Annotated in this window: 15 protein-coding genes; 11 read left to right on the top strand and 4 right to left on the bottom strand. The window is 68.8% G+C overall.

Translation table 11 applies throughout. From position 1 onward, the window contains the following. Window positions 1-78: 78 nt before the first annotated feature. Window positions 79-435 carry an iron-sulfur cluster assembly accessory protein gene (locus ACFV7R_RS02110; protein ID WP_006135694.1) on the top strand — a complete coding sequence of 119 codons (357 nt, stop codon included), beginning with the start codon at window positions 79-81 and terminating at the stop codon, window positions 433-435. An 89-nt stretch (window positions 436-524) separates the two neighbouring features. On the opposite strand, the gene ACFV7R_RS02105 is transcribed toward ACFV7R_RS02110, so the two are convergent. Further along, complete coding sequence (locus ACFV7R_RS02105) at window positions 525-2,255, bottom strand: hypothetical protein (protein WP_385258806.1); 1,731 nt, start codon at window positions 2,253-2,255, stop codon at window positions 525-527. 145 nt (window positions 2,256-2,400) lie between these two features. Then, a complete protein-coding gene (locus ACFV7R_RS02100; protein ID WP_129803767.1) occupies window positions 2,401-2,610 on the bottom strand; it encodes a hypothetical protein in 210 nt (69 codons plus the stop codon). A gap of 183 nt (window positions 2,611-2,793) precedes the next feature. On the opposite strand from ACFV7R_RS02100, the gene ACFV7R_RS02095 reads away from it, so the two are divergent. Continuing rightward, window positions 2,794-3,768 (top strand): carbohydrate kinase family protein, encoded by a 975-nt coding sequence (locus ACFV7R_RS02095; RefSeq protein ID WP_385258803.1) that lies wholly within the window; start codon window positions 2,794-2,796, stop codon window positions 3,766-3,768. 27 nt (window positions 3,769-3,795) lie between these two features. Here the strand turns inward: ACFV7R_RS02095 and ACFV7R_RS02090 are convergent, their stop codons facing one another. Continuing rightward, window positions 3,796-5,172 (bottom strand): cysteine desulfurase/sulfurtransferase TusA family protein, encoded by a 1,377-nt coding sequence (locus tag ACFV7R_RS02090; RefSeq protein ID WP_385258801.1) that lies wholly within the window; start codon window positions 5,170-5,172, stop codon window positions 3,796-3,798. 268 nt (window positions 5,173-5,440) lie between these two features. On the opposite strand from ACFV7R_RS02090, the gene coxB reads away from it, so the two are divergent. The 4 genes from coxB to ACFV7R_RS02070 all read left to right on the top strand — a co-directional run bounded on the left by coxB (window position 5,441) and on the right by ACFV7R_RS02070 (window position 9,940). Beyond that, window positions 5,441-6,400, top strand: coding sequence for a cytochrome c oxidase subunit II (gene coxB / locus ACFV7R_RS02085; protein WP_129803770.1), 960 nt, complete (start codon window positions 5,441-5,443; stop codon window positions 6,398-6,400). After that, window positions 6,397-8,130: a cytochrome c oxidase subunit I gene (ctaD, locus tag ACFV7R_RS02080; protein WP_385258798.1), complete on the top strand. Its 1,734-nt coding sequence runs from the start codon at window positions 6,397-6,399 to the stop codon at window positions 8,128-8,130. The genes coxB and ctaD overlap by 4 nt, the downstream gene beginning before the upstream one ends. Continuing rightward, complete coding sequence (locus ACFV7R_RS02075) at window positions 8,127-8,525, top strand: cytochrome c oxidase subunit 4 (RefSeq protein WP_385258797.1); 399 nt, start codon at window positions 8,127-8,129, stop codon at window positions 8,523-8,525. The genes ctaD and ACFV7R_RS02075 overlap by 4 nt, the downstream gene beginning before the upstream one ends. A gap of 143 nt (window positions 8,526-8,668) precedes the next feature. Continuing rightward, the gene (locus tag ACFV7R_RS02070) at window positions 8,669-9,940 is read left to right on the top strand and encodes an Ig-like domain-containing protein (RefSeq protein ID WP_385258795.1); all 1,272 of its coding nucleotides are present in this window, start codon (window positions 8,669-8,671) and stop codon (window positions 9,938-9,940) included. Window positions 9,941-9,976: 36 nt separating this feature from the next. Here ACFV7R_RS02070 and ACFV7R_RS02065 read toward each other — a convergent pair whose 3' ends face one another. Next, window positions 9,977-10,378: a hypothetical protein gene (locus ACFV7R_RS02065; RefSeq protein ID WP_385258792.1), complete on the bottom strand. Its 402-nt coding sequence runs from the start codon at window positions 10,376-10,378 to the stop codon at window positions 9,977-9,979. Window positions 10,379-10,569: 191 nt separating this feature from the next. Here ACFV7R_RS02065 and ACFV7R_RS02060 point away from each other — a divergent pair, with 191 nt between their 5' ends. The 5 genes from ACFV7R_RS02060 (at window position 10,570) to trpD (ending at window position 15,953) form a co-directional block, all read left to right on the top strand. Next, window positions 10,570-11,190 (top strand): heme-copper oxidase subunit III, encoded by a 621-nt coding sequence (locus tag ACFV7R_RS02060; protein WP_385258790.1) that lies wholly within the window; start codon window positions 10,570-10,572, stop codon window positions 11,188-11,190. Window positions 11,191-11,259: 69 nt separating this feature from the next. After that, window positions 11,260-12,072 carry a c-type cytochrome gene (locus ACFV7R_RS02055; RefSeq protein WP_385258788.1) on the top strand — a complete coding sequence of 271 codons (813 nt, stop codon included), beginning with the start codon at window positions 11,260-11,262 and terminating at the stop codon, window positions 12,070-12,072. Then, a complete protein-coding gene (locus ACFV7R_RS02050; protein WP_385258785.1) occupies window positions 12,069-13,118 on the top strand; it encodes a Rieske 2Fe-2S domain-containing protein in 1,050 nt (349 codons plus the stop codon). Before ACFV7R_RS02055 ends, ACFV7R_RS02050 begins: the two co-directional genes overlap by 4 nt. Continuing rightward, entirely contained in the window at window positions 13,115-14,752 is a 1,638-nt protein-coding gene (locus tag ACFV7R_RS02045) for a cytochrome bc complex cytochrome b subunit (protein ID WP_385258782.1), read from the top strand. The genes ACFV7R_RS02050 and ACFV7R_RS02045 overlap by 4 nt, the downstream gene beginning before the upstream one ends. Before the next feature lie 136 nt (window positions 14,753-14,888). Then, the gene (gene trpD, locus ACFV7R_RS02040) at window positions 14,889-15,953 is read left to right on the top strand and encodes an anthranilate phosphoribosyltransferase (protein ID WP_385258779.1); all 1,065 of its coding nucleotides are present in this window, start codon (window positions 14,889-14,891) and stop codon (window positions 15,951-15,953) included. Window positions 15,954-15,998 lie beyond the last annotated feature (45 nt).

Genomic DNA, 15,998 nt, shown 5'->3' with positions numbered 1-15,998 from the left:
TCGGCCCGGAATGAATCCGCGGCCTTGCCGGTTGCACTCGTCGGCAAGCAGTCTCCGTACAACCCGGGAGAGATGTAGATGTCCGTATCGGACGAGACCACCACCGTCACCGACGGCATCATCCTGACCGACGCCGCCGCGTCCAAGGTCAAGGCGCTGCTCGACCAGGAAGGCCGCGACGACCTCGCGCTGCGCGTCGCCGTCCAGCCCGGCGGCTGCTCCGGCCTGCGGTACCAGCTCTTCTTCGACGAGCGTTCCCTCGACGGTGACGTGGAGAAGGACTTCGGCGGGGTCAAGGTCGTCACCGACCGTATGAGCGCTCCGTACCTGGGCGGCGCCACCATCGACTTCGTGGACACGATCGAGAAGCAGGGCTTCACGATCGACAACCCGAACGCGACCGGTTCCTGCGCCTGCGGCGACTCCTTCAGCTGAGCCGTGCACCGAGCTGAACAACTGAACACAGCATGAAGGCGGCGGCCCCGAGACGGGGGCCGCCGCCTTCATGCTGTACGGCTCGGCTCCTACTCGGGCAGCCGGGCCCCCGGCTTCTCCAGCGGAATCCCCTTGCCGTCCGACCCGACCACCTTCCGGTCACCGAGCGGCTCGTCGAGCTGCACGGTGCGGTGATGGACCTTGGCGATCAGGATGCAGACCTTGTCCTTCCACGGCGTCTCGGTCACGGTCACCGTCACCCGGTCGGCGCTCTCGGTCGCCTTCGCCTCGTAGTCGGCGCACACCCCGCCCGTGAAGCTCACGGTCAGCTCCCGGCCCTCGGCGGTGTAGCCCTCCACTCGCACGTCCCGTGTGGCCGGCGCCGACGTCGGCTCGTCGCCCGGCGCGCTCGGCCGCGGGCTGGGCTGCGCGCTGGGCGTCGTCGAGGTGAGGTACTTCGGGTCGACCGCGGGATACGTGACCGTGAAACCGTCCTCGGCGCCGGGCGTCCGTACCTCGAACAGCCAGGACGGCACCAGCGTCTGCCGTGCCTGGACGAAGTGCGAGGCCAGCCCGAACACCGCGTCCTCGACCATGATCGGCTCCGGCCGGGGGGCGGCGCCGGTCGCCTCTCCGCAGGTCGCCTGAGGCCGGTCCTCCAGCGGTACGGGACTGGCGCAGCCGCCGATGCCGACCCGGTGGCCCGGCTCCTGCGCCGCGTTCATCAGCTTCAGCGTCTCGGCCGCGCTGAGCACGGGATACGTGTCGCCCTTCACCGGCGCCTTCAACTGGCCGCTGCCGGCGACCACTTCGCCCCCGGCGCCGACGGTGATCCCGGTCGGCCAGCCGTATGTGACGAGCCCGCCGATCTCCGGCTCGGCGTTCACCACCCGCTGGGCGCCCATGACCTGGCCGGCGTCCACCTCGGCGTCGTCCTGCCCGACCGCCTTCAGGACGGGTGCGGCCGCCTTCCTCGCCGTCGCCTCGCTCACCGGGTCGGCGGCCGGGGCGCCGGGATCCTTGGCGCACACGGTGGTGCTCTCGCAGTTGTCGGTGCCGGGGACGTACCGGCTGAACGTCCAGGTCCCGGGCGCCTGCCGGTTCACCTGGAGGCTGGGCCCCTGACCGTCCTGGCCCCCGATCCGCCACGCCTGCCCTTCGCCGACCGGCGTCCCGTCGAGGCCGAGCGCCTTGGCGAGCCGTGTCACCTCCGCCTTCGTGACCTCACCCGTCGCCCGGTACACGGGCGCCGAGCCGGGGCCGTCCGGGAGCGCGCCGGAGGCCCGGTAGGTGACACCGTTCGGGTCGGGCTCACCGGGGGCGATGCCGTTCGTGGCGCCCTCCGAGTAGCCGTCGAGGGCCAGCGGCGGGGGAGTACCGTCCCCGGCCGGCGCCCCGGACCCCACACCACCGCCCGCCCCACCACCGGCGGACGCCGCGAGATACGCCCCACCACCCCCGACGAGCAGCACCGCGGCAGCGACCGACGCGATGACCGCGGGGGAGCGACGCCGGGCAGGCCGGGGGTCGCCGTCGCCCTCGGACTCACCGGTGCTCGTGTCCGACGCCCCCGAAACAGACACGTCCACGGTGTCCGACTCGTCCGAAGCAGGCTCCGGCATCTCCGAAGCGGACGTGTCTGCCGCATCCGACGCCTCCGAAGCAGGCGTATCCGACGCCTCCGAAGCAGGCTCCGGCGCCTCAGAAACAGACGCATCCGCCGTCCCCGAAGCCTCCGCAGCGCCCCGCGCGTCCTCGGTCGGCTCGGTGGCGCCGGTCTCGCCCGAGACGTCGTCGTTGTCGGGTCGCTCGGTGTTCACCGCATCGCTCCTTCGGCTGCACAGCTGTCCCTGGTGACCCGGCCCTGCCGGAAGGGGGCCGCTGATGGGTCGTATCCCGTATCCCCTTTACAGGGGACAGCGATGGGACGCAGCGGGGGAGCACACGGTTCCCGGGCGGGTCGGCTCAGTCGCCGTAGTCCGACATCGCCTCCAGCAGCCGCGCCGACTTCGGCGGCACGGTCACACCGTGGATGAGCGAGGGCGGGACCGGACGGGTGGCGATCCGGTCGGGGACCGTCCAGTGCGGAGCCATCCGGGCGCAGTCGCCGCGCAGCGACGCCAGGTCGCCTTCCAGGTCGGCTGGGGCGGGAGCAGGGGCGTCGAGATTCGTCATGATGAAACCGTAGGCACGCCGAGGCCCGCGAAGAAAGATCTACTATCGGGTAGTTTTACCTGCTTCACCGCCGCCCTCGCCCGTTGCGGCACAACCCGCCACCCTCGGCCATCCGCTTCAGCGCCGCCGTCCCTATTCGGTAGCGTGGACTGTCAACCCCCTCCACCCGGGAGATTCCACGCCGTGCGCATCGCAGTCACCGGCTCCATCGCCACCGACCACCTCATGACCTTCCCCGGCCGCTTCGCCGACCAGCTCGTCGCGGACCAGCTGCACACGGTCTCGCTGTCGTTCCTGGTCGACAAGCTCGATGTACGCCGGGGCGGCGTGGGCGCCAACATCGCCTTCGGCATGGGCCAGCTCGGCACCCGGCCGGTCCTGGTCGGCGCCGCGGGCTCCGACTTCGACGAGTACCGGGCCTGGCTGGACCGGCACGGCGTCGACACCGCCTCCGTGCGCATCTCCGAGACGTTGCACACGGCCCGCTTCGTCTGCACCACCGACGCCGACCACAACCAGATCGGCTCCTTCTACACCGGTGCCATGAGCGAGGCCCGCCTGATCGAGCTGAAGACCGTCGCGGACCGCGTCGGCGGCCTCGACCTCGTCCTCATCGGCGCCGACGACCCGGAGGCGATGCTCCGGCACACCGAGGAGTGCCGCTCCCGGTCCATCCCGTTCGCCGCCGACTTCTCCCAGCAGATCGCCCGCATGAACGGCGAGGAGATCCGGATACTGCTGGACGGGGCGACGTACCTCTTCTCCAACGAGTACGAGAAGGGCCTCATCGAGTCCAAGACCGGCTGGACGGACGAGGAGATCCTCGGCAAGGTCGGCCACCGCGTCACCACCCTCGGCTCGCGCGGCGTACGCATCGAGCGGGCCGGCGAGGACCCCATCGAGGTCGGCTGCCCGGAGGAGGAGCGCAAGGCCGACCCCACCGGCGTCGGCGACGCCTTCCGCGCCGGTTTCCTCTCCGGCCTCGCCTGGGGCGTCTCCCTGGAGCGCGCCGCGCAGGTCGGCTGCATGCTGGCCACGCTGGTCATCGAGACGGTCGGCACCCAGGAGTACGCGCTGCGCCGCGCCCACTTCATGGACCGCTTCACCAAGGCGTACGGCCATGACGCCGCCGACGACGTCAGGGCGCACCTGAGCTGACCAGGGTCCGCCGGGGGGCAGCAGCCCCTAGGTCAACCGGCGGACCACATAGGCAGAGCCCTGGTCCGCCGGTTCCTCACCCACGTACTCCTGCCCCCGCATCGCGCACCACGCCGGGATGTCCAGGCGTGCCGCCTCGTCGTCCGCCAGTACGCGCACGGTGCCGCCCACCGGCACGTCGCCGATGACCTTGGCCAGTTCGATGACCGGGATCGGGCAGAGCTTGCCCACCGCGTCCACGACGAGGGAGTCCCCCCGTACCGCCGTCTCGGGAGCGGGCGCCCCCAGTTTCTCCCGGACCCCCGCGACCGCCCCGGGCAGCACCTGCAGGAACCGCTCGACGTCCTCCGCCGACGCCCCGGACGGCAGCGACACCCGGACGTTGCCCTCGCTCAGCACCCCCATCGCCTTGAGCACATGGCTCGGCGTCAGCGTGCTGCTCGTACAAGACGACCCGGACGAGACGGAGAAGCCGGAGCGGTCGAGCTCGTGCAGCAGAGTCTCCCCGTCGACATAGAGACAGGAGAAGGTGACGATCCCGGGCAGCCGGCGCACCGGGTCACCCACCACCTCCACATCCCCCACACCCTCCGGCACCCGCGCCCGGATCCGGTCCGTCAGCTCCCGCAGCCGTACCGCCTCCTCGGCCGCCTCCGCCTGTACGGCGCGCAGGGAGGCGGCCGCGGCCACGATCGCCGGAATGTTCTCGAACCCGGCCGCCCGCCCCGACTCCCGCTCGTCCGCGGGCCCTTGCGGAGCGAAGCGCACTCCCTTGCGGACCACCAGCAGTCCGACACCCGACGGCCCGCCCCACTTGTGGGCGCTCGCGGTCAGCAACGACCAGTCGCCCGCCACCGGGCCCCAGCCCAGCGACTGCGCCGCGTCCACCAGCAGCGGCACCCCCGCCTCCCGGCACACGTCGGCCACTTCGGCCACCGGCTGCACGGTGCCGACCTCGTGGTTGGCCGACTGCAGACACGCCAGCGCGGTGTTGGGCCGCAGCGCCGCGGCGTACGCCTGAGGTGTCACGGCCCCCGCGCGGTCCACCGCGACCTGGGTGACCGTCCCGCCGTCCGCCTCGTGCACCTCGGCCGCGTGAAGCACCGAGGAGTGTTCGACCGACGACACGATCAGGTGACGTCCGACCCGCCGCCGCCCCGCCAGCGCCCCCGCGACACCGGCATGCACGGCACGGGTCCCGGAGGTGGTGAACACCAGCTCGTCCGCCCGGCACCCCACGGCCTCCGCGGCCGCCTCCCGCGCCGCGTCCAGCAGCAACCGGGCCCGGCGTCCCTCTTTGTAGAGACGTGCGGGATCGGCCCAGCCCTCGTCCAGGGAGGCCTGCAGGGCTTGGCGGGCCACGGGATGGAGCGGGGCCGAGGAGGCAGCATCGAAGTAGGGCACACGCCCACGCTAACTCCTGCTCCGGAGGAGGTGTCAGAACCGGTCCCGAGGCGGGCACTCGAAGGTCCGGAGGGCGTCCCCCGGACGGGCACGGCATCCCTTCGGGGTGACCCGCGGCGCGTTGGGTACCCTCCCCGCGCGACCCCAAATAGCGTCCAGTAGGGTTTGGTCCGCATAAACATCCAAACCCCTGCCCGACGCAGGGCGGCGACCGACCAGCGAGAAGGCCGCAGCCGACGCGCGGGCGAGACTCTCGGGAAGGCGCTACGTGAGTCCCAACGGCTCCGACCGCTCGCCGCGGCGCCCGATGCGGCGGAAGCTGCTGCAGGCACTGACCGCGGGCCTGGTCCTGGCGACCGCTACCGGTTGCACATACGAGGACTTCCCCCGCCTTGGTATGCCCACCCCCACCACGGAAGAGGCTCCGCGGATCCTCTCCCTGTGGCAGGGATCCTGGGCTGCCGCGCTCGCCGTCGGCGTGCTGGTGTGGGGCTTGATCCTGTGGAGTGTCATCTTCCACCGGCGCAGCCGCACCAAGGTCGAGATTCCTCCGCAGACCCGGTACAACGTGCCCATCGAGGCGCTGTACACGGTGGTTCCGATCATCATCGTCTCGGTCTTCTTCTACTTCACGGCCCGCGACGAGTCGAAGCTCCTCGACCTGTCGAAGAAGCCCGACGTCACGGTCAACGTGGTCGGCTTCCAGTGGAGCTGGTGCTTCAACTACATCGAGAACGTCGAGGGTTCCACGGGCGACGCCAAGACCGCCAAGGAACTCGACGCCGTTCCGAAGCGGTACAAGGAGGACTTCCCCGCGGACGCGGGCGGGGTCTACACCTGCGGTACGCCGGGCGAGCGGAACCCGCAGACCGGCAACCCCGGCCCCACGCTGTGGCTGCCCGAGGGCAAGACGGTCCGCTTCGTCCTCACCTCGCGTGACGTCATCCACTCCTTCTGGGTGGTGCCGTTCCTGATGAAGCAGGACGTCATCCCGGGCCACACCAACGCCTTCCAGGTGACCCCCAACAAGCAGGGCACCTTCCTGGGCAAGTGCGCCGAACTGTGCGGCGTCGACCACTCCCGGATGCTGTTCAACGTGAAGGTCGTCTCGCCGGAGCGCTACGAGCAGCACCTCAAGGACCTCGCCAAGAAGGGGCAGACCGGTTACGTTCCCGCCGGCATCGCGCAGACGAGCCACGAGAAGAACCGGGAGACGAACCAGCTGTGAGCATCCTCAACGAACCCGCGGGTGCCGCCGAGGCCGGCTCCTACGAGAACGAGCTGCCCGTCCGGCGCAAGCAGCCCGGCAACGTCGTGGTGAAGTGGCTGACGACCACTGACCACAAGACGATCGGCACCCTGTATCTCGTCACGTCGTTCGCGTTCTTCTGCATCGGTGGCGTGATGGCGCTCTTCATGCGCGCCGAGCTCGCCCGCCCGGGCACGCAGATCATGTCGAACGAGCAGTTCAACCAGGCGTTCACGATGCACGGCACGATCATGCTGCTGATGTTCGCGACGCCGCTGTTCGCCGGTTTCGCGAACTGGATCATGCCGCTGCAGATCGGCGCCCCGGACGTGGCGTTCCCGCGGCTGAACATGTTCGCCTACTGGCTGTACCTGTTCGGCTCGCTCATCGCGGTGGGCGGCTTCCTCACCCCGAACGGTGCGGCGAGCTTCGGCTGGTTCGCCTACTCCCCGCTGTCGGACGCGGTTCGCTCGCCGGGCGTCGGCTCCGACATGTGGATCATGGGTCTGGCGCTGTCCGGGTTCGGCACCATCCTCGGCTCGGTCAACTTCATCACCACGATCATCTGCATGCGCGCACCCGGCATGACGATGTTCCGCATGCCGATCTTCACCTGGAACGTCCTGCTGACCGGTGTCCTCGTCCTGCTGGCCTTCCCGGTCCTGGCCGCGGCCCTGTTCGCGCTGGAGGCGGACCGCAAGTTCGGCTCGCACATCTTCGACGCGGCCAATGGCGGATCGCTGCTCTGGCAGCACCTCTTCTGGTTCTTCGGCCATCCAGAGGTGTACATCATCGCGCTGCCGTTCTTCGGCATCATCAGTGAGATCATCCCGGTCTTCTCCCGCAAGCCGATGTTCGGCTACTCGGGTCTGATCGCGGCGACCATCGCGATCGCGGGTCTGTCCGTGACGGTGTGGGCTCACCACATGTACGTCACCGGCGGTGTGCTCCTGCCGTTCTTCTCCTTCATGACGTTCCTCATCGCCGTCCCGACCGGTGTGAAGTTCTTCAACTGGATCGGCACGATGTGGAAGGGCTCGCTGTCCTTCGAGACACCGATGCTCTGGGCGACCGGCTTCCTGATCACCTTCACCTTCGGTGGTCTGACCGGTGTCATCCTGGCCTCGCCGCCGCTGGACTTCCACATCTCCGACTCGTACTTCGTCGTCGCGCACTTCCACTACGTCGTCTTCGGTACGGTCGTCTTCGCGATGTTCGCCGGATTCCACTTCTGGTGGCCGAAGTTCACCGGCAAGCTGCTCGACGAGCGGCTCGGCAAGATCACCTTCTGGACGCTGTTCATCGGCTTCCACGGCACGTTCCTGGTCCAGCACTGGCTGGGCGCCGAGGGCATGCCGCGCCGTTACGCGGACTACCTGGCCGCCGACGGCTTCACCGCCCTGAACACGATCTCGACGATCAGCTCGTTCGTGCTGGGTCTGTCGGTCCTGCCGTTCTTCTACAACGTGTGGAAGACGGCCAAGTACGGCAAGCCGGTCGGCGTCGACGACCCCTGGGGCTACGGCCGCTCCCTGGAGTGGGCCACCTCCTCCCCGCCGCCGCGGCACAACTTCCTCACCCTGCCGCGGATCCGCAGCGAGTCCCCGGCGTTCGACCTGCATCACCCGGACATCGCCGCCCTCGAGGAGCTCGGGCACGGCGGCCACGGTGCCAGCGCCCTCGCGGGTGGCAAGGAGGCCGGCAAGTGAGAATCCAGGGCAAGATGTTCATGTGGCTGAGCGTCTTCATCCTCGTCGTGGCGATCGTCTACGGCGTGTGGTCGAAGGAGCCGGCCGGCACCACAGCCCTCTTCCTGGCCTTCGGCCTGTCCATCATGATCGGCTTCTACCTGGGCTTCACGGCCCGGCGGGTCGACGCGGGTGCACAGGACGACAAGGAGGCCGATGTCGCGGACGACGCCGGCGAGCTGGGCTTCTTCAGCCCGCACAGCTGGCAGCCGCTGGCGCTGGCCGTCGGTGGCGCCCTCGCCTTCCTCGGTATCGCGGTCGGCTGGTGGCTGGTGTACTTCTCCGCGCCGATCCTGCTGGTCGGCCTGTGGGGCTGGGTCTTCGAGTACTACCGCGGTGAGAACCGCACCCAGTAGGACGCGCTGAGCGTCGCCGAAGCCCGGACACTCCGTCAGGAGCGTCCGGGCTTCTCCCTTTCCCCGGCCCTTTCCCAGCCCCTCACTCCCTCGTCCGGACGACTCACCGCGCCGACGTTGACGAAGCTCCATAGCGTGAGGTCATGAGCCACACAGCACACCTTCGGGGCACCCGCACAGCCGCCGGTTGCACGCTGGTGGTCATCGCTCTCGGTGCGGGCGTCACCGCCTGCGGCAGCGATGGCCACCCGCTGTCCGCCGAGCCCTACGACGCGGCGGAGCTGATCGCCTTCAACGGCCCCGCCGACACCGGGAAGAAGGTCGAGCCGGACAAGCCCCTGGAGGTCACCGCCGACGCCTCAGAGGGCCGTATCACGGACGTCACGGCCATGGACGCCGCAGGGCGCCGTGTCTCCGGCGAACTCTCCGCGGACGGCGGCCGCTGGCACAGCACCTCTCCGCTGGCCGCGGACGCCCACTACACGGTCCGCGTGAGCACCGAGGACGAGGAGGGGGCACCCGGCCGCCGGGTCCTCACCTTCGACACCGGCAAGCCCCGCGCCAAGAAGCGACTGAACGCCGCCTTCGGCCCCGTGGCGGGCACGTACGGCGTCGGCCAGCCCATCACCGCCGACCTGAACCAGCCCGTCCGGGACAGGGCCCAGCGCGCCATCGTCGAACGCGGCCTCAAGGTGGAGTCCACCCCCACGGTGGAGGGCTCCTGGCACTGGGTCGACGACAAGAAGCTCCATTACCGCCCCAAGGAATACTGGCCCGCCCACGCCACCATCCGGGTCCGCAGCACCCTGGACGGCATCAAGATCAGCGACCACCTCTGGGGCGGCCCGGCGAAGCCCCTGAAGATCACCACAGGTGACCAGGTCATCGCCGTCGGGGACGCCGACACCCACCGGATGACGATCTACAAGAACGGCAAGGAGATCAACTCCATCCCGATCACCATGGGCAAGTCGGGCTTCGAGACCCGCAACGGCGTCAAGGTCGTCCTGGGCAAGGAGTACTTCGTACGCATGCGCGGCACCACGGTCGGCATCGCCGAGGGCACCTCGGAGTCGTACGACCTGCCCGTCTACTACGCGACCCGGGTCACCTGGAGCGGCGAGTACGTGCACGCCGCCCCCTGGTCCGTCGGCGACCAGGGCTCCGCCAACGTCAGCCATGGCTGCATCGGCATGAACACCACCAACGCGGGCTGGTTCTACGAGAACGTCCGCGAGGGCGACGTGGTCCAGGTCGTCAACTCCAACGGCAAGATGATGGAACCCTTCGGCAACGGCTACGGCGACTGGAACGTCGACTGGAAGAAGTGGCGCCAGGGCAGCGCCCTGCTGGTGGGCAACCCGGAGGCCCCGGGCTCCAAGGAGACGCCAAGACTGCGACCAACGGCTGTGTGAGCGCGCCCCGCAGCCGAAACCCTGTCGCCCTGCCCCTCAGGCGGTGGCCAGCCTCTTCTGCCGCAACAGAGAAGCCAACGCCCCCGCGAACTCCACCGGCTCCACCGGCAACGTCACCGCCGCATCAGCCCGACTCCACGTAGCCAGCCACGCATCCTGAGGCCGTCCGATGAGCAGCAGCACCGGCGGGCAGTTGAACACCTCGTCCTTGATCTGCCGGCACACCCCCATGCCCCCCATGGGCACGGCCTCACCGTCCAGCACACAGACGTCGATCCCGCCCTTCTCCAGCTCCCTGATGACGGCACCCGGAGTCGCACACTCGACGAACTCCACGACAGGGACGTCAGGAGCCGGCCTCCGGCCGGAGGCCAACCGCACCTGTGCGCGCGTGTTGGAGTCGTCGCTGTAGACCAGCACCGTGGCGGTCGGCTGCATGCTTCCTCCGAGACGTCAGTGTCGTACGGAAAGGCCGGACGGAAAGGCCCGATGCCGCGGATGCTACTCCCTTGAACACCTCGTCAACACCGGTTCGGACACGTCTTCGATGGGCCATACGGGCAGTCCACACGCTGCGAACACTCCGAACGGCACCCCCCGGAGTGAGGGCGGGATAAGCGACCGACATAATGTCGGTCGTGGCGACAGCAACGACAGTAGATACCGGGCACGCGCACCCGTCGGTCAACCGGCCGAACCTCACCAGCGTCGGAACCATCATCTGGCTGAGTTCCGAGCTGATGTTCTTCGCGGCCCTCTTCGCGATGTACTTCACCCTGCGATCGGTGACCGGACCCGAGTTCTGGAGTGAGAAGGCCGCGGCCTTGAACTTCCCGTTCTCGGCGACGAACACCACGATCCTGGTGCTCTCCTCCCTCACCTGCCAGCTCGGCGTGTTCGCCGCCGAGCGCGGTGACGTGAAGAAGCTCCGGATGTGGTTCATCGTCACCTTCGTCATGGGTGCGATCTTCATCGGCGGTCAGGTCTACGAGTACACCGAGCTGGTCAGGCACGAGGGCCTCTCGCTGTCCTCCGACCCGTACGGCTCGGTGTTCTACCTGACCACCGGCTTCCACGGCCTGCACGTGACGGGCGGTCTCATCGCCTTCCTGCTGGTCCTCGGCCGTACCTACGCGGCTCGGAGGTTCACTCACGAGCAGGCGACCGCCGCCATCGTCGTGTCCTACTACTGGCACTTCGTCGATGTCGTCTGGATCGGCCTCTTCGCCACGATCTACATGATCAAGTAGCCCGGGACCGACTCCCGAGCACCCATTCCAGAAGCATCGACGCAGAAGATCCTGACACCGGGGTAATCCGTGAAAAAGCTCTCCGCACGACGACGCCATCCGCTGGCGGCGGTCGTCGTCCTACTCCTCGCGCTGGCGGCCACTGGGGGGCTGTACACCGCGCTCGCTCCCGCGGGCAAGGCGCAGGCCGATGAGACCGCCCAGTCCCTCGCCATCGACGAGGGCAAGAAGCTCTACGCCGTCGGCTGCGCCAGCTGCCACGGCACCGGAGGTCAGGGCACCACCGACGGTCCGAGCCTGGTCGGCGTGGGCGCGGCGGCGGTCGACTTCCAGGTCGGCACCGGACGCATGCCGGCGGCGACCTCGCAGGGCGCCCAGCTTCCGCGGAAGAAGGTCCAGTACACCCAGGCCGAGATCGACCAGCTCGCGGCGTACATCTCCTCGCTCGGCGCCGGCCCGACCGTCCCGACCAAGGAGCAGTACGGCACGGAGGGCGCGGACATCGGCAAGGGCGGCGAGCTCTTCCGCAACAACTGCGCGCAGTGCCACAACTTCACCGGCAAGGGCGGTGCGCTCACCGAGGGCAAGTACGCGCCGACCCTCGAGGATGTGGACCCGAAGCACATCTACGAGGCCATGCAGACCGGCCCGCAGAACATGCCCTCCTTCCCCGACACGACGCTGTCCGAGCAGAACAAGAAGGACATCATCGCGTACCTGGAGGCGGTCAACACCGAGCACACGGAGAACCCCGGCGGTCTGGAGCTGGGCGGCCTCGGGCCGGTCACTGAGGGCCTGTTCTCGTGGGTCTTCGGTCTGGGCTCGCTCGTCGCGGTCGCCGTCTGGGTCGCCGCTCGGACCGCAAAGGCCAAGAAGTCATGAGTAGCCAAGACATTCCAGAAGAGAACCTGCCCGCTGAGCAGGACCGCGCCGTAGCGGTCGCGGACGAGAAGAACCCGTTCGCCGACCCGGGCCTGCCGCCCCACGAGCACCGGATCCAGGACATCGACGAGCGGGCCGCCAAGCGGTCCGAGCGTACGGTCGCCCTGCTGTTCACGGTGTCGATGCTGGCCACCGTCGGCTTCATCGCCGCGTATGTGACGATCCCGGTCGACAAGTCGATCTTCGTCTTCCCGATCGGTCACCTCAGCGCCCTGAACTTCGCGCTGGGTCTGACGCTCGGCATCGCGCTGTTCTGCATCGGCGCGGGCGCGGTCCACTGGGCCCGCACCCTGATGTCCGACGTGGAGATCGCCGACGAGCGCCACCCGATCGAGGCGTCCCCCGAGGTCCGTGCGAAGGTCCACGCGGACTTCAAGCAGGGCGCCAAGGAGTCGGCGCTCGGCCGCCGCAAGCTGATCCGCAACACGATGCTCGGCGCGCTCACCCTGGTGCCGCTCTCCGGCGTCGTCCTGCTGCGCGACCTCGGCCCGCTGCCCGAGACCAAGCTGCGCCACACGCTGTGGAAGAAGGGCAAGCTCCTCGTCAACATGAACACGAACGAGCCGCTGCGTCCCTCGGACGTCGCCGTCGGCTCGCTCACGTTCGCCAAGCCCGAGGGCCTGGAGGAGCACGACCACGACTTCCAGAACGAGATCGCCAAGGCGGCCCTGATGATCGTGCGGCTCCAGCCGGGCGACATCAAGGACAAGCGCGAGCTCGAGTGGTCGCACGAGGGCATCGTGGCGTACTCGAAGATCTGCACCCACGTCGGCTGCCCGATCTCGCTGTACGAGCAGCAGACGCACCACGTGCTGTGCCCCTGCCACCAGTCCACCTTCGACCTCTCCGACGGTGCCCGGGTCATCTTCGGCCCCGCCGGCCACGCCCTTCCGCAGCTGCGCATCGGCGTGAACGACGAGGGCTACCTCGAGGCGCTCGGCGACTTCGCAGAGCCCGTCGGCCCTGCATTCTGGGAGCGCGGATGAGCACTACGACCACCTCCGATGCCCGCTCTCGCGGGAAGGCACCGGCCGGCGAGCGCGTCGCCGACTGGGCCGACGGCCGGCTGGGGATCTACTCCCTGGCCAAGGCCAACATGCGCAAGATCTTCCCGGACCACTGGTCCTTCATGCTGGGTGAGATCGCGCTCTACAGCTTCATCATCATCATCCTCACGGGTGTGTACCTGACGCTGTTCTTCCACCCGTCGATGAACGAGGTGGAGTACCACGGCAGCTACGTCCCGCTGCAGGGCCAGCTCATGTCGGAGGCGTTCGCCTCGACGCTGGAGATCAGCTTCGACGTCCGGGGCGGTCTGCTCATCCGGCAGATCCACCACTGGGCCGCGCTGATCTTCCTGGCCGCGATGTTCGTGCACATGTTCCGGGTGTTCTTCACCGGCGCGTTCCGCAAGCCGCGTGAGGTCAACTGGCTGTTCGGCTTCCTGCTGTTCGTCCTGGGCATGTTCACCGGTTTCACCGGCTACTCGCTCCCGGACGACCTGCTCTCCGGCACCGGTGTCCGCTTCACGCAGGGCGCGATCCTGTCCATGCCGATCGTCGGCACGTACATCTCGTTCTTCCTGTTCGGCGGAGAGTTCCCGGGCACCGACTTCGTGGCCCGCTTCTACTCGATCCACATCCTGCTGCTGCCGGGCATCATGCTCGGCCTGGTGGTCGGCCACCTGATCCTGGTCTTCTACCACAAGCACACGCAGTTCGCGGGCCCCGGCAAGAGCAACAAGAACGTCGTCGGCATGCCGTTCCTGCCGGTCTACATCGCCAAGGCCGGAGGCTTCTTCTTCCTGGTCTTCGGTGTCATCGCGGCCATCGCGGCGATCGCGCAGATCAACCCGATCTGGGCGATGGGCCCCTACCGCCCGGACCAGGTGTCCACGGGCGCCCAGCCCGACTGGTACATGGGCTTCGCCGAGGGTCTGGTCCGCTACTTCCCGGGCTGGGAGATCAATCTCTGGGGTCACACGCTCGTCCTGGGCGTGTTCATCCCGCTGGTGCTCTTCGGTCTGGTCCTGGTGGTGCTCGCCCTCTACCCGTTCATCGAGGCCTGGATCACCGGCGACAAGCGTGAGCACCACATCCTGGACCGCCCGCGCAACGCCCCGACGCGTACCGCGTTCGGCGTCGCCTGGATCACGCTGTACATGATCACGCTGGTCGGTGGTGGCAACGACCTGATCGCCACCCACTTCCACCTGTCGATCAACGCGGTCACCTGGTTCGTCCGGATCGGCTTCTTCGTCGGACCGGTCATCGCGTTCATCGTCACCAAGCGGATCTGCCTCGGCCTGCAGCGCCGGGACCGGGACAAGGTGCTGCACGGCCGGGAGACCGGCACCATCAAGCGCCTGCCGCACGGTGAGTTCATCGAGGTGCACGAGCCGCTCAGCCAGGAGCAGCTGCACACGATCACGGCGCACGAGCAGTACCAGCCGGCCGAGATCGGCCCGACGGTCGACGAGCACGGCGTCGAGCGCAAGGTGAAGGGCTCCGAGAAGCTGCGCGCCAAGCTCAGCGAGGCGTACTACGGCGAGGACGCCCAGATCCCCAAGCCCACCGTCGAGGAGTACAAGGAGATCACGAGCGGCCACGGCCACCACTGATCACTGCGTCAGCCACGCCACAGCGAAGGGCCCCGTCCGTTGTTCGGACGGGGCCCTTCGCCGTGCCCGCGGCTGGATAGGGTGGACCTGTTCGAGACTCGTGTCCCGGTGTACGGGACTGACCCAGGAGCGGCTTATGAGCGCTGTGACCCCCGCTGGAGGCGACACCGCGGCGGGCCGTTCCTGGCCCGCCCTGCTGAACGGCCTGCTTCAGGGCCACGACCTCAGCGCGGACGACACCGCCTGGGCGATGGACCTGATCATGCGGGGCGAGGCGACGGACGCCCAGATCGCCGGGTTCGCGGTGGCACTGCGCGCCAAGGGTGAGACCGTCGAGGAGATCGCGGGATTCGTCCGGGCGATGTACGACCACGCGAACGTGATCGAGGTGCCGGGCGACACCGTCGACATCGTCGGCACCGGCGGCGACGGCGCGAAGACCGTCAACATCTCCACGATGTCCGCGATCGTCATCGCCGGCACCGGTGCGAAGGTCGTCAAGCACGGCAACCGGGCCGCGTCCTCGGCGTCCGGGGCGTCCGATGTGCTGGAGAAGCTCGGCGTCAATCTGGAGCTGACGCCGCAGCGGGTCGCGGAGGTCGCCGAGGAGGCCGGGATCACCTTCTGCTTCGCGGTGAAGTTCCACCCGGCGTTGCGTCATGTGGCGGCGGCGCGCGGGCAGTTGGGCATCCGGACGACGTTCAACTTCCTCGGTCCGCTGACCAACCCGGCCAAGGTGAAGGCACAGGCGGTGGGTGTCGCCGACCTCAGGATGGCGCCCATCGTGGCCGGCGTCTTCGCCGAACGCGGCAACTCCTCCCTGGTGTTCCGCGGCGACGACGGCCTCGACGAGCTGACGACCGCGTCCACCTCCCGGGTCTGGGTCGTCCGGGACGGCAAGGTGACCGAGGAGCGCCTCGACCCGCGGGACGTCGGGATCGAGCTGGTGCCGCTGGAGGCGCTGCGCGGCGCCGACGCCTCGTACAACGCCGAGGTCGCCCGGCGGCTGCTCGACGGGGAGCAGGGCCCGGTGCGAGATGCGGTGCTGCTGAACTCGGCGGCGGCGCTGGTGGCGCTGGCGCCGACGGCTGCGCCGCTGACCGAGCAGATCCGGGCCGGGATGGAGAAGGCGGCGGAATCGATCGACTCCGGTGCGGCGAAGCGGGTCCTGGAACGGTGGGTGGCCGCCAGCAACGCCTGAGACCGAGCTGGTGTGATACAGGGCGCAGTCCGGATCCTGGACTGC

This window comes from Streptomyces sp. NPDC059866 (assembly GCF_042731325.1).
Lineage (GTDB): Bacteria > Actinomycetota > Actinomycetes > Streptomycetales > Streptomycetaceae > Streptomyces > Streptomyces flavusporus.
The sequence above is the reverse complement of the archived record's forward strand: the minus strand, read 5'-3'. Positions and strand labels throughout refer to the sequence as shown.

Bases quoted from the DNA above. Each gene is read 5' to 3' on its own strand.
- ACFV7R_RS02070 (WP_385258795.1), top strand. From the start codon at position 8,669: ATGAGCCACACAGCACACCTTCGGGGCACCCGCACAGCCGCCGGTTGC.
- ACFV7R_RS02100 (WP_129803767.1), bottom strand. From the start codon at position 2,610: ATGACGAATCTCGACGCCCCTGCTCCCGCCCCAGCCGACCTGGAAGGC.
- ACFV7R_RS02060 (WP_385258790.1), top strand. From the start codon at position 10,570: ATGTCGGTCGTGGCGACAGCAACGACAGTAGATACCGGGCACGCGCAC.
- ACFV7R_RS02110 (WP_006135694.1), top strand. From the start codon at position 79: ATGTCCGTATCGGACGAGACCACCACCGTCACCGACGGCATCATCCTG.
- ACFV7R_RS02045 (WP_385258782.1), top strand. From the start codon at position 13,115: ATGAGCACTACGACCACCTCCGATGCCCGCTCTCGCGGGAAGGCACCG.
- trpD (WP_385258779.1), top strand. From the start codon at position 14,889: ATGAGCGCTGTGACCCCCGCTGGAGGCGACACCGCGGCGGGCCGTTCC.
- ACFV7R_RS02065 (WP_385258792.1), bottom strand. From the start codon at position 10,378: ATGCAGCCGACCGCCACGGTGCTGGTCTACAGCGACGACTCCAACACG.
- ACFV7R_RS02050 (WP_385258785.1), top strand. From the start codon at position 12,069: ATGAGTAGCCAAGACATTCCAGAAGAGAACCTGCCCGCTGAGCAGGAC.